This window comes from Pseudomonas sp. H1_A03, assembly GCF_054685145.1.
This window is the reverse complement of sequence record NZ_CP162829.1, coordinates 1,088,948-1,109,716: the sequence shown is the minus strand read 5'-3', so window position 1 is coordinate 1,109,716 and position 20,769 is coordinate 1,088,948. Positions and strand designations below refer to the sequence as shown.

The 20,769-nt window shown below is 60.5% G+C and carries 16 protein-coding genes and 2 pseudogenes; 11 read left to right on the top strand and 7 right to left on the bottom strand.

Annotation, left to right across the window (positions count from 1 at the left end):
- Positions 1-42: 42 nt before the first annotated feature.
- Complete coding sequence (locus AB4O35_RS05260) at positions 43-1,467, bottom strand: aminotransferase-like domain-containing protein (RefSeq protein WP_065875469.1); 1,425 nt, start codon at positions 1,465-1,467, stop codon at positions 43-45.
- Between the two features lie 167 nt (positions 1,468-1,634).
- Here AB4O35_RS05260 and AB4O35_RS05255 point away from each other — a divergent pair, with 167 nt between their 5' ends.
- Positions 1,635-1,859, top strand: a complete 225-nt coding sequence (locus AB4O35_RS05255) for a DUF1127 domain-containing protein (RefSeq protein ID WP_065875468.1) — start codon at positions 1,635-1,637, stop codon at positions 1,857-1,859.
- 1 nt (position 1,860) lies between these two features.
- On the opposite strand, the gene AB4O35_RS05250 is transcribed toward AB4O35_RS05255, so the two are convergent.
- The gene (locus AB4O35_RS05250; RefSeq protein ID WP_065880282.1) at positions 1,861-3,153 is read right to left on the bottom strand and encodes an NAD(P)/FAD-dependent oxidoreductase; all 1,293 of its coding nucleotides are present in this window, start codon (positions 3,151-3,153) and stop codon (positions 1,861-1,863) included.
- Between the two features lie 114 nt (positions 3,154-3,267).
- Between AB4O35_RS05250 and AB4O35_RS05245 the strand changes: the two genes are divergently transcribed.
- Positions 3,268-3,621, top strand: a complete 354-nt coding sequence (locus tag AB4O35_RS05245; protein ID WP_016975913.1) for a YkgJ family cysteine cluster protein — start codon at positions 3,268-3,270, stop codon at positions 3,619-3,621.
- Positions 3,622-3,738: 117 nt separating this feature from the next.
- Here the strand turns inward: AB4O35_RS05245 and AB4O35_RS05240 are convergent, their stop codons facing one another.
- Positions 3,739-4,227 (bottom strand): Lrp/AsnC ligand binding domain-containing protein, encoded by a 489-nt coding sequence (locus tag AB4O35_RS05240; RefSeq protein ID WP_003176896.1) that lies wholly within the window; start codon positions 4,225-4,227, stop codon positions 3,739-3,741.
- Positions 4,228-4,383: 156 nt separating this feature from the next.
- On the opposite strand from AB4O35_RS05240, the gene dadA reads away from it, so the two are divergent.
- From dadA to AB4O35_RS05210, 6 genes and pseudogenes are all read left to right on the top strand, one after another.
- On the top strand, positions 4,384-5,685 hold the full coding sequence (gene dadA, locus AB4O35_RS05235; RefSeq protein WP_065875466.1) for a D-amino acid dehydrogenase: 1,302 nt from the start codon (positions 4,384-4,386) through the stop codon (positions 5,683-5,685).
- On the top strand, positions 5,657-6,010 hold the full coding sequence (locus tag AB4O35_RS05230; protein ID WP_065875465.1) for a RidA family protein: 354 nt from the start codon (positions 5,657-5,659) through the stop codon (positions 6,008-6,010). Before dadA ends, AB4O35_RS05230 begins: the two co-directional genes overlap by 29 nt.
- Before the next feature lie 78 nt (positions 6,011-6,088).
- Positions 6,089-7,156 (top strand): annotated as a pseudogene (gene alr, locus AB4O35_RS05225) (alanine racemase); the annotation flags it as partial.
- Between the two features lie 123 nt (positions 7,157-7,279).
- Positions 7,280-7,828, top strand: a complete 549-nt coding sequence (locus tag AB4O35_RS05220) for a cupin domain-containing protein (RefSeq protein ID WP_003176893.1) — start codon at positions 7,280-7,282, stop codon at positions 7,826-7,828.
- Between the two features lie 182 nt (positions 7,829-8,010).
- Complete coding sequence (locus tag AB4O35_RS05215; RefSeq protein ID WP_065946057.1) at positions 8,011-8,421, top strand: c-type cytochrome; 411 nt, start codon at positions 8,011-8,013, stop codon at positions 8,419-8,421.
- Between the two features lie 137 nt (positions 8,422-8,558).
- Positions 8,559-10,481, top strand: coding sequence for an acetyl-CoA hydrolase/transferase C-terminal domain-containing protein (locus tag AB4O35_RS05210; RefSeq protein WP_065946056.1), 1,923 nt, complete (start codon positions 8,559-8,561; stop codon positions 10,479-10,481).
- Positions 10,482-10,609: 128 nt separating this feature from the next.
- Here AB4O35_RS05210 and AB4O35_RS05205 read toward each other — a convergent pair whose 3' ends face one another.
- Together AB4O35_RS05205 and rep are read right to left on the bottom strand one after the other, a co-directional pair.
- Positions 10,610-11,182 carry a xanthine phosphoribosyltransferase gene (locus AB4O35_RS05205; protein ID WP_003195447.1) on the bottom strand — a complete coding sequence of 191 codons (573 nt, stop codon included), beginning with the start codon at positions 11,180-11,182 and terminating at the stop codon, positions 10,610-10,612.
- 58 nt (positions 11,183-11,240) lie between these two features.
- Entirely contained in the window at positions 11,241-13,250 is a 2,010-nt protein-coding gene (rep, locus tag AB4O35_RS05200) for a DNA helicase Rep (protein WP_460149567.1), read from the bottom strand.
- A gap of 256 nt (positions 13,251-13,506) precedes the next feature.
- Here rep and AB4O35_RS05195 point away from each other — a divergent pair, with 256 nt between their 5' ends.
- Positions 13,507-15,171, top strand: coding sequence for a putative bifunctional diguanylate cyclase/phosphodiesterase (locus AB4O35_RS05195; RefSeq protein WP_065946055.1), 1,665 nt, complete (start codon positions 13,507-13,509; stop codon positions 15,169-15,171).
- Between the two features lie 29 nt (positions 15,172-15,200).
- Here the strand turns inward: AB4O35_RS05195 and AB4O35_RS05190 are convergent, their stop codons facing one another.
- Positions 15,201-16,604 carry a NorM family multidrug efflux MATE transporter gene (locus AB4O35_RS05190; RefSeq protein ID WP_065880279.1) on the bottom strand — a complete coding sequence of 468 codons (1,404 nt, stop codon included), beginning with the start codon at positions 16,602-16,604 and terminating at the stop codon, positions 15,201-15,203.
- Between the two features lie 137 nt (positions 16,605-16,741).
- Here AB4O35_RS05190 and AB4O35_RS05185 point away from each other — a divergent pair, with 137 nt between their 5' ends.
- On the top strand, positions 16,742-17,662 hold the full coding sequence (locus AB4O35_RS05185; RefSeq protein WP_065875460.1) for a LysR substrate-binding domain-containing protein: 921 nt from the start codon (positions 16,742-16,744) through the stop codon (positions 17,660-17,662).
- A gap of 176 nt (positions 17,663-17,838) precedes the next feature.
- Positions 17,839-19,815: a methyl-accepting chemotaxis protein gene (locus tag AB4O35_RS05180; protein WP_065880278.1), complete on the top strand. Its 1,977-nt coding sequence runs from the start codon at positions 17,839-17,841 to the stop codon at positions 19,813-19,815.
- Positions 19,816-19,954: 139 nt separating this feature from the next.
- Here AB4O35_RS05180 and AB4O35_RS05175 read toward each other — a convergent pair.
- Positions 19,955-20,608 (bottom strand): annotated as a pseudogene (locus AB4O35_RS05175) (ATP-binding protein); the annotation flags it as partial.
- Positions 20,609-20,769 lie beyond the last annotated feature (161 nt).

Sequence of the window (20,769 nt, the reverse complement as noted above, 5' to 3'; positions counted from 1 at the left end):
CAGGGCGGTTGTCGGCATATGACGGCGATTTTCTGCGAAAGGTCAGTCGGCTGCCTCGGCCAGCATTTTGCTCGCGGCAGCCCCCACCTTGCGCACAGCTTCTTCAATCTGCGGCGTAGGCTTGGCAGCGTAGTTCATGCGCAGGCAGTTCCGGTACTTGCCCGATGCAGAAAAAATGCTGCCTACGGCAATCTGGACGCCTTGCTCCATCAGCACGCGGTTGAGCTTCAAGGTATCAAAGCCCTCTGGCAGCTCGACCCATAGCATGAAGCTGCCCTGGGGCCGGCTGGCGCGGGTGCCTGTCGGGAAATAGCGGCTGACCCAATCGAGTATCAAGTCGCGATTACGCTGGTATTGGGTGCGCATCCGCCGCAAATGCGGCTCGAAGTGCCCGTTTTTCAGGAATTCGGCAATGGCGATCTGCGGTTGTGTCGCCGTGGAACCCGTGCTGATGTATTTCATGTGCAGCACGCGCTCCAAGTATCGACCGGGAGCCACCCAACCAATGCGCAAACCGGGCGCCAGGGTTTTCGAGAACGAGCTGCACAGCAGTACACGGCCGTCTTCGTCGAAGGACTTGATGGTGCGCGGGCGCGGGTAGCTATAGGCCAATTCGCCGTACACATCGTCCTCAATGATTGCCACGTCAAAGCGCTGGGCCAGGGTGAGTAGTGCCCGCTTGCGCGCCTCCGGCATGATGTAGCCCAGGGGGTTGTTGCAGTTGGGGGTTAGCTGGATGACCTTGATCGGCCACTGTTCCAGCGCCAGTTCCAGCGCTTCGAGGCTGATGCCGGTGATCGGGTCAGTAGGGATTTCCAAGGCTTTCATGCCCAGGCCCTTGAGGGTCTGCATGGCGCCGTGAAAGCTCGGCGAATCCACTGCGACGATGTCGCCAGGCTCGCAAATGGCATGGATGCTGGCGGACAGCGCCTCATGGCAACCGGTGGTGATCACGATGTCCTCGGCGGTCAACTGGCAGCCGGAATCCAATGACAGTCGCGCAATTTGCTCGCGCAGCTCCATACAGCCGAGGATGTTGTCGTAATACAGGCCGGGCAGGTCCTGGCGGCGGCTCACGCGGGCGAGGCTGCGCAGCAAAGGTTTCAGGGTGGGGGACAGCACATCTGGCATGCCGCGCCCCATCTGTATGACATCTTTGCGCGGCACCGCGCGAATCAGCTCCAGCACCTGGTCCCACTGGGATATCTCTACCGGTCGTTGGGCCGGTCGACCAATCTCGGGCAGGGCTGGCAGCTCGCGGCCGACCGGTACGAAATAGCCGGATTTCGGCTTGGGCATAGCGAGGCCGTTATCTTCCAGCAATCGATAGGCCTGCTGCACGGTGCTCAGGCTGACCCCATGTTCCACACTCAAGGCCCGCACAGACGGCAAGCGATCACCGGGGCGATAGAAGCCTTGTTCGATGCGCGTGCCCAATAATTCGGCGAGGTTCACATAAAGGGTCATGGTGGTCGCTCCCCGGGGACCAGTACAGATTGGGCGAAAATACAGGATTCAGGCGCCAATAGGCAGTGTCTGTATGGATTTAATATAAGCAGGTTGAATCTGTATTGGTTTGTGCTGCGCACTCATGCTTGTCACTCAAGGCGACAACGCAAATGAGGGGCAGCAAAATGAACGGTATGAGCGATGTGCGGCTGGCGTTACACAGCCAGGAACTGGAGGCTGGGCAGGAGCGGGCGACGGCGCCGCGCAACGTCAGCCGCTGGAACCTGTTCTGGCACCGCCGTCAAACGCGCAAGGCTTTGCTGCACTTGACCCGTGAGCAATTGCGCGACGTCGGGCTGAGCGCTGAACAGGCGCGCCAGGAAGGGTTGAAACCTTTCTGGCGCAGCTGATTCACACCAGCTCTTTGAAGCGGTGCCAGAGCATCCCCAGCGCCAACAGTGGCGAGCGCAGGTGCTTACCGCCAGGGAACGTCATGTGCGGCACCTGGGCGAACAGGTCGAAGCGGCCCTGTTGCTGGCCGCTGATGGCTTCAGCGAGCAGCTTGCCCGCCAGGTGCGTGGCGTTGAGCCCATGGCCGGCGTAGGCCTGGGCGTAATACACGTTGGGCTGCTCCGCGAGCCGGCCAATCTGGGGCAGGCGGTTGGCGCCGATGCCGATCATGCCGCCCCATTGATAGTCGATTTTTACATCGGCCAACTGCGGGAATACCTGCAACATTTTCGGGCGCATATAGGCGCCGATGTCCTGGGGATCACGGCCGGAATAGTGGCAGGCACCGCCGAACAACAGGCGGCGGTCGGCGGACAGTCGGAAGTAATCCACCGTTACCCGCTGGTCACACACCGCCATGTTCTGAGGCAGCAGTTTGCTGGCCTGGGCTTCGCTTAACGGCTCGGTGGCGATGATGTAACTGCCGGCGGGCAACACCTTGCCGCTCAGGTGCGGGTTGAGGCCATTGAGGTAGGCGTTGCACGCCAGCACCAAGGTCTTGGCGCGCACGTTGCCCTGGGCGGTGTGTACGTTGACCTCGGGGCCGTAGTCGATGCGCGTGACCTGGGACTGCTCGAACAGCTTCACGCCCAATTGCTGCGCGGCGGCGGCTTCGCCGAGGGCCAGGTTGAGCGGATGCAAGTGGCCCGAGCCCATGTCGATCATGCCGCCCACGTAGCGCTCGGAGCCGATCACGCTGCTCATCTGGTCTGCTTGCAGCAGGCGCACCTCATGGCGATAACCGAGGCTGCGCAGTTCTTCGGCGTCGTCCGCCAGGCCTTTGAGGTCTCGGGGTTTGTTGGCGAGGTCGCAGTAACCCCAGGTCAGGTCGCAGGGGATCTGAAAACGTTCGACGCGCTCACGCACGATCTCCACGGCTTCCAGGCCCATCAGCTTCATTTGGCGCACACCATCGGTGCCGATCACATTGGCGAACTGGTCCAGGCCATGGCCGACGCCACGAATCAACTGGCCACCGTTACGTCCGCTGGCGCCCCAGGCGATCTTGCGCGCCTCCAACAGCACTACGCTGAACCCGCGCTCGGCCAGCTCCAGCGCCGTGTTCAGCCCGGAAAAACCGCCGCCGACCACGCACACATCGGCAGTGACTTCGCCTGCCAACACGGGGTAATCCGGTTGCGGCACGCTGCTGGCGGCGTAGTAAGAGGCGGTGTGCCGGGCGCTGGCGGTCATGGGAGCATCCCTGTTTGGAAAATTTGACGCAGGATACAGCGGTCGGACGAAGCTGTCTGCGCAGGGCGTTTTACGGCAGAATCCACACTTAGTCGCCGTTCGGTAAATGTTTCGATGAGTTGCAACAGTCAGAAAATCAGCGCGCTGCGTCGGCAGATACCTTCGTTCGAGTGCGTCCCCGGTTGCCACGATTGCTGTGGGCCGGTGACCACTTCGCCCGAGGAAATGTCGCGCCTGCCGCGCAAGACTGCTGCCGAGCAGGACGCGGCCATGGATGAGCTGAACTGCGTGCACCTGGGGCCCAACGGGTGCACGGTGTACGACGAGCGGCCGTTGATCTGTCGGCTGTTCGGCACTACCAAGACTTTGCCGTGCCCTAACGGGCGGCGGCCGGTGGAGCTGATTCACCCGCGGGTGGAAAAGCAGATCCACGAATACATGGCGAGCACGCGGCAAGTGCTGGTCTGACTCGGTTAATGTGGGAGCTGGCTTGCCTGCGATAGCGGTGTGCCAGGCCCGCATGTGCCGATTGATACACCGCTATCGCGGGCAAGCCAGCTGACACAGTTGACGGTGTTGTGTCAGTCAGTCCGGGATCGGAAGGTTCAGGCTCTCCTTCACTTCTTCCATCACGATATAGCTCTTGGACTCCCGCACATGGGGCAACTTGAGCAGGATATCGCCGAGCAGTTTGCGGTACGACGCCATCTCGGAGATCCGCGCTTTCACCAGATAGTCAAAGTCTCCAGATACCAAATGGCACTCCAGCACGTGCGGCAGTTTCAGCACGGCGCGGCGGAATTCCTCGAAGGTGTCGCCGGATTTGTAATCGAGGCTGATCTCGACAAATACCAGCAAACTGCCCTTCAAATGCTGGGGATTGAGCCGCGCGTTGTAGCCCATGATGATCCCTTCACGCTCCAGACGGCGCACTCGCTCGGTACAGGGCGTGGTCGACAGCCCGACCTTCTCCCCCAATTCCGTGAACGAAATACGTCCGTCGGTTTGCAGGATGCGCAGGATGTTGCGGTCGATCTTGTCCAGCTCCCGCTTGGTCTGGGTGTTGGTACGCATAGGGGATACGCCTCTGTGAAAAGGGTTTTTGCCGAGAATTGTCGCCAAATATAGGCAGTTATATAGTGAAATGCACTGGCAATTGTTTTTTACACTGCGCTCATCATTGCTCGAATAACACACGTCAGCGGCCATGCCCGCGATGAGGATATAAAAATGCGCGTTCTGGTCTTGGGTAGCGGCGTGATTGGTGTGACCAGTGCCTACTATTTGGCGCGGGCCGGCTTTGACGTCGTAGTCGTTGACCGTCAACCTGCCGCCGCCATGGAAACCAGTTTCGCCAACGCCGGCCAGGTGTCCCCAGGCTATGCATCGCCGTGGGCCGCGCCGGGCGTGCCGCTCAAGGCCATCAAGTGGCTGCTGCAACGCCACGCACCGCTGGCGATCAAGGCCACCGCCGATATCGACCAATACCTGTGGATGGCGCAGATGCTGCGCAACTGCACGGCCAGTCGTTATGCGGTGAACAAGGAGCGCATGGTCCGCCTGTCCGAATACAGCCGCGACTGCCTCGACGAACTGCGCGTTGAAACCGGCATTGCCTACGAAGGCCGCAGCCTCGGTACTACCCAACTGTTCCGCACCCAGGCACAACTCGACGGTGCCGCTAAAGACATCGCCGTGTTGAAAGAGTCCGGCGTGCCGTTCGAACTGCTCGACCGCGCCGGCATCGCCCGCGTTGAACCGGCCCTGGCCAGCGTCACGGATATCCTCGCCGGTGCCTTGCGCCTGCCGAATGACCAAACCGGCGACTGCCAAATGTTCACCACGCGCCTGGCCGATATGTGCACGCAACTGGGTGTGGAGTTCCGCTTCGAGCAGGATATCCAGCGGCTCGACTACGCCGGTGACCGCATAAACGGCGTGTGGATCGATGGCAAGCTGGAAACTGCTGACCGCTACGTGCTGGCCCTCGGCAGCTACTCGCCGAAATTGCTCAAGCCGCTGGGGATCAAGGCGCCGGTCTACCCGCTCAAGGGTTACTCGCTGACCGTGCCGATCACCCACCCGGCGATGGCGCCGACGTCGACCATTCTCGACGAGACCTACAAGGTCGCGATTACCCGTTTCGATAACCGCATCCGCGTCGGCGGCATGGCTGAAATAGCCGGTTTTGACCTGTCGCTTAACCCGCGTCGGCGCGAAACCCTGGAGATGATCGTCAACGACCTTTATCCTCAGGGCGGCGATTTGACCCAAGCTTCGTTTTGGACCGGCCTGCGCCCGACCACGCCCGACGGCACGCCGATTGTCGGTGCCACCCCGTTCAAGAACCTGTTCCTGAATACCGGTCACGGCACGCTCGGTTGGACCATGGCGTGTGGCTCCGGCCGCTTGCTGGCTGACCTGATGGCCAAGAAAACCCCACAGATCAGCGCCGAAGGCCTCGATATTTCCCGTTATGGCAACCACCAGGAGTCCGCACGACATGTCAATCCAGCGCCAGCTCACCAATGAGCGCATGAGCCAGATCGTTGTCCACGGCGGTACCGTGTATCTGGCCGGGCAAGTCGGCGACGACATGACCGCCGGGATTGAACAGCAAACCCGTGAAACCCTGGCCAATATCGAGCGTTTGCTGGGCCTGGCCGGCACCGACAAGACCAAGCTGTTGTCGGTGACGATTTACTTGAAAGACATCGACGCCGATTTCGCCGGCATGAACGCGGTGTGGGACAAGTGGCTGCCCAAGGGCGTTGCCCCGGCCCGTGCCACGGTTGAAGCCAAGCTGTGTGAACCGGAAATCCTGGTGGAGCTGTCCGTCGTGGCGGCCCTGCCTTAAGCAAGATCCCTCTCCCGGTGCCGACGCTGTCTGTCGGTACCGGTTTTTCTTCACTCTGCCGCCTAGAAGCCTGCCGCCATGCGTCCAGCCCGTGCCCTGATCGACCTCCAAGCCCTGCGTCACAATTACCAACTGGCCCGTGAAGTCACGGGGGCCAAGGCCCTTGCCGTGATCAAGGCCGATGCCTACGGCCATGGTGCCGTGCGCGTGGCACAGGCGTTGGAAGCCGAGGCTGATGGATTTGCCGTGGCATGCATCGAGGAAGCATTGGAGCTGCGCGCCGCCGGGATTCGTGCGCCAGTGCTGCTGCTGGAAGGCTTTTTCGAAGCCGACGAGCTGCCGCTGATCATCGAGCATGATTTCTGGTGCGTGGTGCATTCGCTATGGCAACTGGAAGCCATTGAACAGGCCAGGCTGACCAAGCCGCTGACCATCTGGCTCAAACTCGACTCCGGCATGCACCGCGTTGGCCTGCACCCCAAGGATTATCACGAGGCTTATCAGCGCCTGCTGGCCAGCGGCAAAGTGGCCAAAATCGTACTGATGAGTCACTTTGCCCGCGCCGATGAACTCGACTGCGTGCGCAGTGATGAACAAGTTGAGGTGTTTGAAGCAGCGCGCCAGGGCTTGTCGGCCGAGGTCAGCCTACGCAACTCACCGTCGGTCATGGGCTGGCCGACTGTGTCCAGCGACTGGGTTCGCCCCGGCATCATGCTTTACGGCGCCACGCCGTTTGGTGAAGACCAGGCGGTGGCGGCGCGTTTGCAGCCGGTGATGACGCTGGAATCCAAGGTGATCTGTGTACGGGAATTGCCGGCCGGTGAGCCGGTGGGCTACGGTGCGAAGTTCATCACGCCCAAGCCGATGCGCATTGGTGTGGTTGCCATGGGTTATGCGGATGGCTACCCGCGTCACGCGCCGACGGGAGCCCCGGTGCTGGTGGCCGGGCAGCGCAGCCAATTGCTGGGCCGCGTGTCGATGGACATGCTGTGTATCGACCTGACGGACGTACCGCAGGCCGGGCTAGGTTCTACAGTGGAGCTGTGGGGCAAAAACATCCTGGCCAGTGATGTGGCGGTTGCCGCCGAAACCATTCCCTATCAGCTGTTCTGCAATCTGCGCCGCGTGCCAAGGCTCTATTCCGGGGGCCTGATCGTCAGGCACGAACACAACCGTCCGGGATTTAGGCCCAAGTGTTGTAAATACTGAACGCTGTCGCCATGATAACGCTCAATTACAACAAAGCCTGAATCCTAGGAGGCACCTGCATTGGACGTCGGCGAACGACTGCAATCCATCCGTAAACTGAAGGGTCTTTCCCAGCGTGAGCTCGCCAAGCGCGCGGGTGTCACCAACAGCACCATTTCGATGATCGAAAAAAACAGCGTCAGCCCCTCGATCAGCTCCTTGCGCAAGGTGCTGGGCGGCATCCCCATGTCCATGGTCGAGTTCTTTTCCGAGGAGATCCTCCAGGAAATACCGACGCAGATCGTCTATAAAGCCAATGAGCTGATCGACATCTCTGACGGCGCCGTCACCATGAAACTGGTCGGCCGGGCTCACCCCAGTCGGGCGATTGCGTTTCTCAACGAAATCTACCCGCCGGGCGCCGACACGGGCGAAGAAATGCTCACCCACGAAGGCGAAGAAACCGGGATTCTGGTGGAAGGTCGCCTGGAGTTGGTGGTCGGTCTTGAAACTTTTGTGCTCGAAGCTGGCGATAGCTACTACTTTGAAAGCACCAAGCCCCATCGTTTTCGCAACCCGTTCGATGTGCCGGCGCGACTAATCAGCGCAGCCACACCCGCGAACTTTTAAGAATAGAGGCGCCCTGCCAGCATTGCAGAGGTTCCCGTAGCAGTATTCCGTGAAGCTGAATCTCCCTTTGTTTAATAGGGTTGTTTCGGCCAGGCGGGCTAACCGTTATACTTTCGCCGCCTGCGAAACCGTGGCCGCAGGCGTGAATAGCCACCATTGAGGGTGAACGCGTGAACCTAATTATGAAAATGCTGGCTGCACCAGCAACCGTACTGGCCCTATGGGCTGTCAGCGCTCAAGCTGCGACCAATGATGACATTGCCAAGCGCCTGGAGCCTGTCGGCCAGGTGTGTGTTCAGGGTCAGGAATGCAAGGGAATGGAAGTCGCCGTGGCAGCGGGTCGCGGTGGGGCGAAAACCCCCGACGAAATCATCGCCAAACACTGCAACGCATGTCACAGCACCGGCCTGCTGGGCGCGCCAAAAATCGGTGATACCGCCGCCTGGAAAGAGCGAGCCGACCACCAGGGCGGCCTCGACGGCATTCTGGCCAAGGCGATCACCGGTATCAATGCCATGCCACCTAAGGGGACTTGCGCTGACTGCTCGGATGATGACCTTAAAGGCGCCATCAAGAAGATGTCCGGCCTCTAATCAGCCGATCTTCGCCAAAACAGCCGCTTACGAGCGGCTTTTTTGTGCCCGCAAATTGTGTTTCACCACTGTTCTTTGCAGCAAAGACCCGCCACTCTCTGTCCAACCCCTAATCACGGAATGTTCAGGAGGGTCGGATGGTGCAGTTGTGTTCAATCGAGCAAGCAGTTGATGACGTACTGGCGCGCTTGCCGGCGCATATCCACATGGGCATGCCGCTTGGCCTGGGCAAGCCCAACCTGTTTGCTAACGCGCTGTACCGGCGCATCGCTAAATTGCCGGATCGGGCGCTGACGATCTATACCGCCCTAAGTCTTGGCCGGCCGACGATGGGCGATGGCCTGCAGAAACGCTTTCTCGAACCCTTTATCGAACGAGTGTTTGGCGATTACCCCGAGCTGGATTTCCTCGCTGACCTGCATAAAGACAGTCTTCCAAAAAATATCCACGTGCAGCAGTTCTTCATGCAGCCCGGCAGCTTGCTCCACAGCGAGTCGGCGCAGCAGGACTATGTCAGCAGCAACTACAGCCACGCTGCCCGCGACATCAACGCCGCCGGCCTGAACTTGGTGGCGCAATTGGTTGCGAGCAGCGCCGAACACCCTGATCGCCTGAGCCTGAGCTGCAACCCGGACATCACCCTCGACCTGCTGCCGATGATCGCCAAGCGACGTGATGCGGGGGAAACCGTGCTGATCGTTGGCCAAGTCCATAGCGATTTGCCCTACATGCCCGGCGATTCCGAGTTGGGCATGGACGCCTTCGACTACCTGATCGATGAAAAAGACAGCACCACGCTGTTCTCCACGCCGAATATGCCGGTGGGTTTCCAGGATCACTTTATCGGCCTGCATGCCAGCACCCTGGTGCGCGATGGCGGCACCTTGCAGATTGGTATCGGCTCGATGGGCGATGCGCTGACCGCCGCGTTGCTGGCGCGCCAAGCCGACAACGAGGCCTACCGGCTGCTGCTGACCGACATCGATGTGTATCAATGGGCGCCTTTGATCAGCCGGGAAGGTGGTGTCGATCCGTTTGCCCGTGGCCTGTATGGTTGCAGCGAGATGTTCGTCAACGGCCTGCTGGTACTGGCGGACGCGGGGATTATTCGCCGTAAGGTTTACCCGGATGTAACGACCCAGGAGCAGGCCAACGCCGGCACGCTCGACGATGCGGCGCAGCCTGATGGCATCTCGATCCACGGTGGTTTCTTCCTCGGCCCGAGAAGTTTTTACCAGCGCCTGCAGGAAATGACCCACGCCAAGCGCCTCGAATTCAACATGACTCGCATCAGCTACATCAACGAGCTGTACGGCCAGGAAGAACTCAAGCGCCTGCAACGCCGGGATGCGCGGTTTATCAACAGCGCGATTATCGTCACGTTGCTTGGCGCGGGTGTAGCCGACCAGTTGGAAGACGGTCGCGTGCTCAGCGGTGTGGGCGGGCAGTACAACTTCGTGGCCCAGGGCCATGCACTGGAAGGCGCGCGTTCGATCCTGATCCTGCGCAGCTGGCGCGAGTCAGCGGGGGAGGTCAGTTCCAATATCGTTTGGGACTATGGGCATTGCACGATTCCCCGGCACCTGCGGGATATTGTCATCACCGAGTATGGGATCGCCGATTTACGTGGGCAGACGGATGCCCGGGTTATCGAGGCATTGCTTAACATTACTGACTCACGCTTCCAGGACGATTTGATCGAACAGGCGCAAAAAGCCGGCAAGTTGCCCAAGGATTTCCAGCTGGATCCGCGCTTTGCCGATAACACGCCCGAGCGGCTACAGGCGATTCAAGCGCGCCATCGTCGGTTGTTTCCGGAATATCCACTGGGCAGTGATTTCACCGATGAGGAACGAGATTTGTTGCGGGCGCTGAACTGGCTCAAGAGCAAATTCAAGCTGACGGAGATGCTGGAGTTAGGCAAGGCGGCGTTGGATGCGCCTGAACCGGAGGCTTATCCGGAGCATTTGAAGCGGATGCGGTTGGATAAGCCGGAGGGGCTGAAAGAGGATCTGTATCAGCGGTTATTACTCGCCGGCCTCCAGGCCACCGGGCACTAACGAACATCCAGACCAAATGTGGGAGCTGGTTTGCCTGCGATGATGGCGTGTCAGGCGACAAAGATGTCGACTGACAGGCCATCATCGCAGGCAAGCCAGCTCCCACATTTAATTGCGGTGTTATCAAGTTATTCGATGAAGGTGACCACGCCACCGGCCAGCGATTTCACGCGCGCCAGCGACTCCACCCGATAACCCTGCGCATCCAGCTCCGCGCGGCCACCCTGGAACGACTTCTCGATCACAATCCCCAAGCCGGCAACGGTCGCGCCCGCCTGTTTGATGATCGAGATCAGCGCCTGGGACGCTTTGCCATTGGCCAAAAAGTCATCGATCACCAGCACGCGGTCGCTGCTGGTCAGGTGACGTGGCGAGATGGCTACGGTGCTTTCGGTTTTCTTGGTGAACGAGTACACCGTCGCCGACAGCAGGTTTTCCGTCAGGGTCAACGATTGCTGCTTGCGCGCGAAGATCACCGGTACGCCCAGGTTCAGACCGGTCATGATCGCCGGTGCGATGCCAGAGGCTTCGATGGTGACGATCTTGGTGATGCCCGAATCCTTGAACAGCGCGGCGAATTCATCGCCGATCAGTTTCATCAGTGCCGGGTCGATCTGGTGGTTCAGGAAGGCGTCGACCTTGAGTACCTGATCGGAAAGCACGATGCCTTCTTCGCGAATTTTCTTGTGCAGTGCTTCCACGGAAAGCTTCCTCTAATGGCGCGGTGCGCGCCGAAAGTAGATTAAAAAGTAGTCGATTCTAGCGCTTTAACATCGCGCGTATATCCGCCAAGGCGGTGTTGCCGCGAACGGCCTTCACCTCGGTCGGGGTGTCGTCATTGCCTTCCCAGGCCAGGTCGTCCGGCGGCAGTTCATCCAGGAACCGGCTGGGCGCGCAATCGATGATTTCGCCGTACTGCTTGCGCTTGGCTGCAAAGGTGAAGGCCAGGGTCTGACGCGCGCGGGTAATGCCCACGTAGGCCAAGCGGCGCTCTTCTTCGATGGTGTCGGCTTCGATGCTGGAGCGGTGCGGGAGGATTTCCTCTTCCATGCCCATGATGAACACATAGGGAAATTCCAGGCCCTTGGATGCATGCAAGGTCATCATCTGCACACCTTCGGCGCCGTCTTCCTCTTCTTGCTGGCGCTCGAGCATGTCGCGCAGCACCAGCTTGCCGATGGCATCCTCGACGGTCATCTCGCCGTCTTCGTCTTTTTCCAGGGTGTTCTTCAACGCTTCAATCAGGAACCAGACGTTGCCCATGCGGTAATCCGCGGCCTTGTCGCTGGAACTGTTGGTGCGCAGCCAGTTTTCATAGTCAATGTCCATGACCATGCTGCGCAGGGCGCTGATCGGGTCTTCGCCGGCGCATTGCTCGCGCACCTTGTCCATGAAGCGCTTGAAGCGCGCCAGGCGGTCGGTGAAGCGCGTGTCCAAGTGTTCGCCCAAGCCGATTTCGTCGGTAGCGGCGTACATCGAGATCTTGCGTTCCGTGGCGTAGTTGCCGAGTTTTTCCAGGGTCGTGGAGCCGATCTCCCGGCGCGGCACGTTGATCACGCGCAGGAACGCGTTGTCGTCGTCCGGGTTCACGATCAGACGGAAGTAGGCCATCAGGTCTTTCACTTCCTGACGTCCGAAAAAGCTATTGCCGCCCGACAGTCGATACGGAATCTGGTGGTGCTGCAGCTTCAGCTCGATCAGCTTGGCCTGGTAGTTGCCGCGATACAGGATCGCGAAGTCGCTGTAGGGGCGGTCGGTGCGCAGGTGCAAGGTCAGTAACTCGACGGCCACGCGCTCGGCTTCGGCGTCTTCGTTGCGGCAGCGGATCACGCGGATCTCGTCGCCGTGGCCCATCTCGCTCCACAGTTGTTTTTCAAACTCGTGGGGGTTGTTCGAGATCAGCACGTTGGCACAGCGCAGGATGCGGCTGGTGGAGCGGTAATTTTGCTCCAGCATCACCACTTTCAGGGACGGGTAGTCGTCCTTGAGCAGCATCAGGTTTTCCGGGCGGGCGCCACGCCAGGCGTAGATCGACTGGTCATCGTCGCCGACCACGGTGAACTGGTTGCGCTTGCCGATCAGCATCTTCACCAGCAGATACTGGCTGGCGTTGGTGTCCTGGTATTCGTCCACCAGCAGGTAGCGCACCTTGTTCTGCCATTTTTCGAGGACGTCGGCGTGTTCCTCGAACAGCTTGACCGGCTGCAGGATCAGGTCATCGAAGTCCACCGCGTTGAACGCCTTTAGCGTGCGCTGGTAGTGGGTGTAGACGATGGCGGCAGTCTGTTCCTTGGGGTTGCGTGCGTTTTGCAGGGCCTGGGCGGGCAGGATCAGGTCGTTTTTCCAGGCGCCGATCATGTTCTTGATCTCATCCACGCCGTCGTCGCCTGCGTATTCCTTTTGCATGATGTCGGTCATCAGCGACTTCACGTCGGTCTCGTCGAAAATCGAGAAACCTGGCTTGTAGCCCAGACGTGCATGCTCCTTGCGGATAATGTTCAGCCCCAGGTTGTGGAACGTACACACGGTGAGCCCGCGGCCTTCGCCACCCTTGAGCAGGGTGCCGACACGTTCTTTCATTTCCCGCGCGGCCTTGTTGGTAAAGGTCATGGCGACGATGTACTGGGCGCGGATGCCGCACTGCTGGATCAGGTGCGCGATCTTGCGGGTGATCACGCTGGTCTTGCCGGAGCCTGCACCGGCGAGCACCAATAGAGGGCCGCCGACGTAGTTCACGGCTTCTTGCTGCCGGGGATTGAGTCGGGACATACGGAATTCAGGGAGTCGTTATTCAAAAGGGCGGGCATTTTAACAGGCTGGCAGGATTCTGCCCTGTCAGAACGACAGTGTGACGTACCACTCGATCTAAATTTGCCGGTTTTGATACTTTGCCGCAGGATGTGGGGGTTGTTTGAGACTAATGTTTACATTTTGAGTGTTTGATAACCCCTATCATTGGTGATTCTAAGGGCGCACGTCATAATGCCCGCCGCCAACGAAATATTGCAGAGTCTAGGGAGCTAGCTTGTCTACGCCTGTCGAACCCTTGCGTTTGCTGCTGCTGGCCGATGAGCCCGCGTGGGCAGCGTTATTGCGCGAGTGCCTGGCGCCGATGGGCGATGGGGCTGTGCTGATCAGCGCGCCAAACTGGGAGTCCGTGAGTCGTTTGTTCGATGACGACCACAGCGCCGTGCTATTGACCACGCCCAGCCTGCAACCCGGCCCTGGCCGCTGCAGCCTGCCGTGCGTGTTACTGCTGGAGCAAGAGCCCCTGGTGTCGCCCCTTGGCGTCAGCGATTGGCTGGTCAGTGATGTATTGGACGCCGATACACTGCGCCGCTGCCTGCGCCACGTTCGCGAGCGCGGGCTGCTGGAAAATACCTTGCAGCGCCTGGCCGAACAGGACCCGCTCACCGGCATTGCCAACCGCCAGGGCTTCCAGACCCTGCTGGCCGCGCGGCTGGCCGAGAATGAGGGGCGCGGCCTGGCCCTCGGTCACCTGGACCTCGACAACTTCCGGCACGCCAACGATGCCCTCGGGCACCAGGCTGGCGACCGGCTGATCCTGCAAGTGGTCTCACGGCTCAAGAGCCGGCTTGAGGTCGGAGACCAATTGGCGCGCCTGGGCAGCGACGAATTCGCCCTGCTGATCGACACCCGCCGTGCACCCCAGCGTGCCGAGTGGATGGCCGAGCGCATCACTGAAGTCATGGCCGAACCCTACTGGGTGGATGGCGAAAGCCTGCTGATCGGTTGCAGCCTGGGTGTGGCGCATGCTCGGGCTCGCGCCGGTGCCGACCCGCTGATGTGGCACGCCCATATCGCCATGCAGCAAGCCAAGAGCACCCAGGGCTGCACCTTTCATATCTTCAACGAACGCATCAACCGCAACGCGCGCAGCCTGGCCGACCTGGAAAGCGAGCTGCGCCGCGCCTTGCGTCGTGATGAACTGGAGCTGCATTACCAGCCGCGCCTGGACCTGGACGACGGGCACATCGTTGGCCTGGAAGCCCTGGTGCGCTGGCGTCATGGCGAGCGGGGCCTGTTGCCGCCGAGTGAATTCGTACCGTTGGCCGAGCAAAGCGGTTTGATCGTGCCGCTGGGCTACTGGGTGATTTCCCGAGCCCTGCGCGACATGCAGGACCTGCGTGAACGCGGCCTGCCGCCGCTGCACATGGCGGTCAATCTGTCGTTTCGCCAGTTTCAGGACAGCCAGTTGCTTTCGACCCTCAGCCGGCTGATTTCCGAGCGTGGTGTGGAAGCGCAATGGTTGGAGTTCGAGCTGACCGAAACGGCGGTGATGCGTCGCAGTGACTTGGTCAAGCAGACCATGGATGCGCTGGGTCGCCTTGGCGTGCGGTTTTCCCTGGACGATTTCGGCACCGGTTTCTCATCGTTCGTGCACCTCAACAGCCTGCCGATTGCCTTGTTGAAGATCGACAAGAGCTTTGTCGGTGGGATGGAAGAGCGTGAAGAAAACCGCAAACTGGTGCACGCCATGATCAACCTGGCCCACAACCTCAACCTGGAAGTGGTTGCCGAGGGGGTGGAAACGCCTGAGCAGCTAGCGTTGTTGAGGCTGTTTGGGTGTGACCAGGCGCAGGGTTACCTGATCAGCAAGCCACTGCCATTACCGGAGTTAGTGGATTACCTGACGTTTGGCAAGGGACAGCAGGCTTTGCTGGGTTGAGCGGTAAACCCAATCCAAATGTGGGATTTCTAGTCAGGCTGCATCGCCTGGAATCCAGTGCGAACCTCCGGCTCCCGCCGAATCATCCGCTTCATCTTCACTTCAAACGCCCATGTCAGGCTGACCGCCGCACACGCCAGGCCCAGCGCCAAACCCCACCACACGCCGGTCGGCCCCCAGCCCAGGGTGAAGGCCATCAGCCAGGCCGAAGGCGCACCGATCAGCCAGTAGCAGCCTAGGCCGACCAGGAAGGTGGTCTTGGCATCTTTCAACCCGCGGATACAGCCCATGGCGATGGTTTGTACGCCATCGAACAACTCGAACCAGGCCGCGACGGCCAACAGGCTGACGGCCAGCACGATCACGTCGTGAAACGCCGGGTCGTTATGGTCGAGGAACAGCCCGATCAGCGGGTCGGAGAATAGCCAGAACACCAGCGCAAATCCCAACATCACGGCAGCACCAAAGCTGATCCCGACGCGACCGGCCATACGCGCCTGCAACAACTGACCGGCACCGTAGTGCTGGCCGATGCGCATGGTGATCGCGTAGGACATCCCCGCCGGCACCATGAACGCCACCGAGACGATCTGCAGCGCGATCTGATGCGCTGCCAATTGCGTGCTGCCCATGGTGCCCATGCACAGCGCCGCAAAGGCAAACAGCCCGACTTCCACCGCGTAGGTGCCCCCAATCGGCAGGCCCAGGCGCCACAATTCGCGCAGGTATCGGGTGTTGAGACGTAGCAGGCCGTTGCTCAGCGGGTACGCCGCGTAGGTGCGGTTGTGGGAGATGTACCACATCAACGCCAGTGCCATCCCGTTGGCGACGATGGCCGTGACCAGCCCGATGCCCATCAGGCCGAGCTTCGGCAGGCCAAACATGCCTTCGATCAGCGCGTGGTTGAGCAGGTAGTTGGCCACCGCACCGCCGAGGCTGATCACCATTACCGGCGTCGCCTTGCCTATCGCGCTGGTGAAGCCGCGCAGGGCCATGAAGCTCAGGAAGCCGGGCAGGGCGAACGGCAAAATCGTCAGGAATTGCCCGGCGGAGTGCACATTGGTTTCGGTCTGGCCAAACAATAGCAACAGCGGTTTGAGGTTCCACAGCAACAGGCCGGCCGCCAAAGCCATCAGCCAAGCCAGCCATAGCCCGGCCTGGGTCAGCCGAGTGGCGCCTTCGATATCGCCCGCGCCGTGACGAATAGCCACCAGCGTACCCACGGCGGCGATCACGCCGATGCAGAAAATCGACACGAACGAATAGCTCGCCGCACCCAGGCCGCCACCGGCCAGGGCTTCGGGGCTCAGGCGGGCCATCATCAGGGTGTCGGTCAGCACCATCAGCATGTGCGCCAACTGTGAGGCAATCAACGGCCCTGACAGCCGCAGAATGGCCCAGAGTTCGGTACGTGCCGGATGCTGCATGATCATCACGCTCGAAAAGTCAGAGGGGTGGGGAAGGGTTGATTCTCGGCGCTCTCCGACCGTTGCACAAAGGGATAAATGCGATCGTTCGCATGACTAAAACTCATGGTAGGGTGCTGCATTGTTCTGTAGGAGGTTTCCATATGTCGCGTCGTCTTCCTCCGCTTTATGCGTTGCGCGCATTTGAAGCCGCGTCCCGGCACAACTCCTTTACCCGCGCGGCAGAGGAGCTTTCGATTACGCAAAGTGCAGTGAGCCGACATATCCGCACATTAGAAGAGCATTTCGCCTGCCGCCTGTTCCAGCGCAGTGGGCGCACCTTGCAACTCACCGAAGCCGCGCGCCTGCTATTGCCCGGTGTCCGCGAAGGTTTCGCCGCGCTGGAACGGGCCTGCCATACCCTGAACGCCGAAGATGACATCCTGCGCATGAAGGCACCGTCGACCCTGACCATGCGTTGGCTGTTGGCGCGGCTCAGTCGCTTCCGCGCATTGCAGCCGGGCAACGAAGTGCAATTGACAAGCGCCTGGATGAACATCGACGAAGTGGATTTCAATCAGGAGCCGTTCGATTGCGCGGTATTGCTGAGTAATGGCCACTTCCCGGCAGATTGGGAGGCGTGTTACCTGTTTGCCGAAATGCTGATACCGGTCGGCGCCCCCAACCTGCTGAACGACGGCCCTTGGGATGTGGCACGGCTGGCAGCCACCGAGCTGCTGCATCCGACGCCAGATCGTCGTGACTGGCGTTACTGGTTGGAGCGCATGAGGTTGTCATCCGAAGTGTCGCTCAAGGGCGGCCAGGTATTCGATACCCTCGAGCTGGGCATGATCGCCGCCGCACGGGGTTATGGTGTGTCGATGGGCGACTTGCTGATGGTGGCCGAAGACGTGGCCCAGGGGCGGCTGAGTTTGCCCTGGCCAACCGCCGTGGCCAGTGGCGAAAATTACTACCTGGTGTGGCCGAAAACCCGTCCCGGTGGCGAGCGTTTGCGGCGCTTGGCGGAGTTTCTGCAGGCGGAAGTCAAGGCGATGGAGTTGCCCCGGGTCGAATGCCTCGATTGAGGGATGGCAAACCGTTCGTGCAATCGTTTGCGCGATACCCCTGTAGATCGCTCAAGTATTGTCTCGACCTGCCGAAGTAGGTGTGTTGGAACCTTCGTGCACAACGTTCCCCACCAGATAATTTGCCGAGCAGCGCTATGAGATCAGGATGATCCTGGCCTCGGCCAGGAGCCTTCATGTCTCAACCTCGCGCCCGGATAGCCTCACAGTTAGGTATCGCTTTAGCCTTGATTCTGGCTGTCGCCATTGGTGGCAGCACTGTCTTTGCCCTGCGCTCCCTCGACTCAGCCAACCTCGATACCCGCGAGGAACACCTGGCCAGTGAAGCGCGGCTGCTCGCCGACCAACTCAACACGTTCCACAGCACGCTGCGTGAGAGCACCGAGCGCCTGACCGGGTTGTTCGAGAAGCGCTTCAGTGCCGGCTTGAGCGTACGGGCCGATCAACCAGTCGCGGTCGCCGGCGTACAGACCCCGAGCCTCTTCCTGGGCAGCGATCTCCTGAACAACAACTTCCAGGAAGTGGACGAGTTCAAGCAGATGTCCGGTGGCGTGGCCACGGTATTTGTGCGCAGCGGCGACGACTTCATCCGTGTCAGCACTTCCCTGACCAAGCAGGATGGCAATCGCGCTATTGGCACTGTGCTTGACCGCAATGGGCCGGCCTATCCGCGTGTATCCAGTGGCCAGACCTACATCGGCCGAGCGGTGTTGTTCGATCGTTCCTACATGACGCAATACAGCCCGGTGCGCGACACCAGCGGCAAAGTCATCGCGGTGCTGTTCATCGGCTTTGACTATACCGACGCCCAGAACGCGCAGTTCGAGAACCTCAAACGCTTCCGTATCGGTAAGACCGGTTCCCTGGCGTTGCTGGATGAGCAGAAGCGCTGGTTGGTGCCGCCGGCTGGCGTGCAGGCGCCGGATCAAGCGGTGCCCGTTATGTTGGATCTGGCTAAGGCGCCCAGTGTTGGCCGTTTTTGGGCTGACAAAAATGAAGACTTCTACAGCGTGTCGGTACCCTTCGAAGGCGGGCCGTGGGCCGTGATTGCGAGCATGCCCAAAGCCGAGATTCGCTCGGTGACGTGGGATGTCGGCATCCGGCTGGTGATTGGCAGCGTGCTGGCGATGCTGCTGGCAGTGGGTGCAACCGTCTGGCTGCTGCGCAGCAAACTGGCGCCACTGGGCGACCTGGTGCGCCAGGCCGAAGCCTTGGGCGCGGGTGATTTGAGCGCACGCCTGAATGTGTCCAGCCATGATGAAATCGGCCAGCTGGCGCGCAGTTTCAACCAGATGGGTGAAGCGCTGTCGACCATGGTCTCGCACATCCGTAACGCCGCCGGAGAGGTCAACAGCCGGGCCCAGGCGTTGTCCGGTTTGTCCGGTGGTGCCTATGAAGGCATGGAGCAGCAGTCCGGCGAGATCACCAGCATGGCCGGCGCGGTAGAAGAGTTCAGCGCCACCTCGCTGAACATCGCTGACAACATGGGTGCCACCGAGCGCCTGGCCCAGGAAAACGCTCAGCAAACCCGCATCGGCCGTAACTCGATGCAAGAGGCGTCGTCGTCCCTGGAGCACATCGCCACGGCCCTCAACAGCACGGCCACGGTGATCAACACCCTGGGCCAGCGCTCCCAGGAAATTGGGGGGATCGTCGGGGTGATTACGTCGATCGCCGATCAGACCAACCTGCTGGCACTCAACGCGGCTATCGAGGCCGCACGGGCCGGTGAGCAAGGGCGTGGTTTTGCCGTGGTCGCCGATGAAGTACGCAACCTGGCGTCGCGCACCCGAGAGGCTACGGACGAAATCTCTGGGATGATCCAAAGTATCCAGCAAGAAACCGGCAATGCCATCAGCACCATGGAGCACGGTAACGTGCTGATGCAGGAAGGTCTGTCGCGTAACGCCGACGTGGCTTCGGCCCTGGCGCGTATCGATGAGCAAAGCCGCTCGGCCGGTGAGCAGTTCGCTGCGATCACCACGGCCACCCAGGAACAGAGCAGCACGGCGACCTTGCTTAGCAGCAACTTGCAAAGCATTGCGCTGGCCAACAGCGAGCAGCGTGAAGTGGTGTCGAACCTGGCAATTACCGCCAAGGAACTGGAGACGCTGGCGGCGGGTTTGCGGCATGAGGTGGATCGGTTCCGCTGAAACTGCGCAGATCAATTGTGCGACCTGGCTCGTGTGGGAGCCGGGCTTGCCCGCGATGCAGGCACCTCTGGTTTTCGGATGTACCGAGGTGACGTTAACACAGGCAAGCCAGCGCCCACATTTTGGCACTGTGCCAGGCTCAAGTGATCGCTGCCGGCCGGTATTGCAGGGCTTCTTTCAGATGATCGCGGGAAATGGCGTCGGTCTGTTCGATGTCGGCCAACGTGCGCGCAACCTTCAACAGCCGGTGGGCCGCGCGCAGCGAGAGTGTCAGTCGTTCGCAGGCGGTCTCCAGCCAGCCCTCATCGACCTTGGTCAGCTTGCAATGCTTGCGTAGCCCAGGCAGATCAAGAAACGCGTTGGCACACCCCTGGCGTTTTTGCTGATGCTCTCGGGCCTGGGCGACCCGCGCCGATGCATGAGCCGTTGTGTCGCCAGCTTGGTGGATTGGGTTCAGCGCAGTCGTTTCCCGTGCCACCGTCAGGTGCAAGTCAATCCGGTCCAGCAATGGCCCGGAGAGTTTGTTGCGGTAGCGTTGAATCTGCTCCGGCGTACAACGACAACGCCCGCTGGGTTCGCCCAAGTAGCCGCAAGGGCAGGGGTTCATGGCGGCCACAAGTTGAAAACGCGCCGGGAAACTCACGCGGTCGCGAGCGCGGGAAATCACGATATGGCCAGACTCCAATGGCTCTCGCAGCACCTCCAGCACCTTGCGATCAAACTCCGGCAACTCGTCCAGGAACAGCACCCCGTGGTGAGCCAGGGTGATCTCCCCCGGTTGCGGCTTCGACCCGCTGTAGGACTCAGAAATAGAAGCGACGGCCGCGTGCCACAGGCCCCGGATTCAGATATGCTGGTTCGGCAATAGCTGCGTCAATTATCGACAATAGCTGCGACGGACCTACGAATGGTTAGAAATAGCTGCGACGGAAATAAGCCGCGTCCTGTGCGCTC

Excerpts from the sequence above, each read along its gene's own strand:
- AB4O35_RS05260 (WP_065875469.1), bottom strand. The coding sequence starts at position 1,467 with ATGACCCTTTATGTGAACCTCGCCGAATTATTGGGCACGCGCATCGAA.
- AB4O35_RS05255 (WP_065875468.1), top strand. The coding sequence starts at position 1,635 with ATGAACGGTATGAGCGATGTGCGGCTGGCGTTACACAGCCAGGAACTG.
- AB4O35_RS05250 (WP_065880282.1), bottom strand. The coding sequence starts at position 3,153 with ATGACCGCCAGCGCCCGGCACACCGCCTCTTACTACGCCGCCAGCAGC.
- AB4O35_RS05245 (WP_016975913.1), top strand. The coding sequence starts at position 3,268 with ATGAGTTGCAACAGTCAGAAAATCAGCGCGCTGCGTCGGCAGATACCT.
- AB4O35_RS05240 (WP_003176896.1), bottom strand. The coding sequence starts at position 4,227 with ATGCGTACCAACACCCAGACCAAGCGGGAGCTGGACAAGATCGACCGC.
- dadA (WP_065875466.1), top strand. The coding sequence starts at position 4,384 with ATGCGCGTTCTGGTCTTGGGTAGCGGCGTGATTGGTGTGACCAGTGCC.
- AB4O35_RS05230 (WP_065875465.1), top strand. The coding sequence starts at position 5,657 with ATGTCAATCCAGCGCCAGCTCACCAATGAGCGCATGAGCCAGATCGTT.
- AB4O35_RS05215 (WP_065946057.1), top strand. The coding sequence starts at position 8,011 with ATGAAAATGCTGGCTGCACCAGCAACCGTACTGGCCCTATGGGCTGTC.
- AB4O35_RS05210 (WP_065946056.1), top strand. The coding sequence starts at position 8,559 with ATGGTGCAGTTGTGTTCAATCGAGCAAGCAGTTGATGACGTACTGGCG.
- rep (WP_460149567.1), bottom strand. The coding sequence starts at position 13,250 with ATGTCCCGACTCAATCCCCGGCAGCAAGAAGCCGTGAACTACGTCGGC.
- AB4O35_RS05190 (WP_065880279.1), bottom strand. The coding sequence starts at position 16,604 with ATGATCATGCAGCATCCGGCACGTACCGAACTCTGGGCCATTCTGCGG.
- AB4O35_RS05185 (WP_065875460.1), top strand. The coding sequence starts at position 16,742 with ATGTCGCGTCGTCTTCCTCCGCTTTATGCGTTGCGCGCATTTGAAGCC.
- AB4O35_RS05180 (WP_065880278.1), top strand. The coding sequence starts at position 17,839 with ATGTCTCAACCTCGCGCCCGGATAGCCTCACAGTTAGGTATCGCTTTA.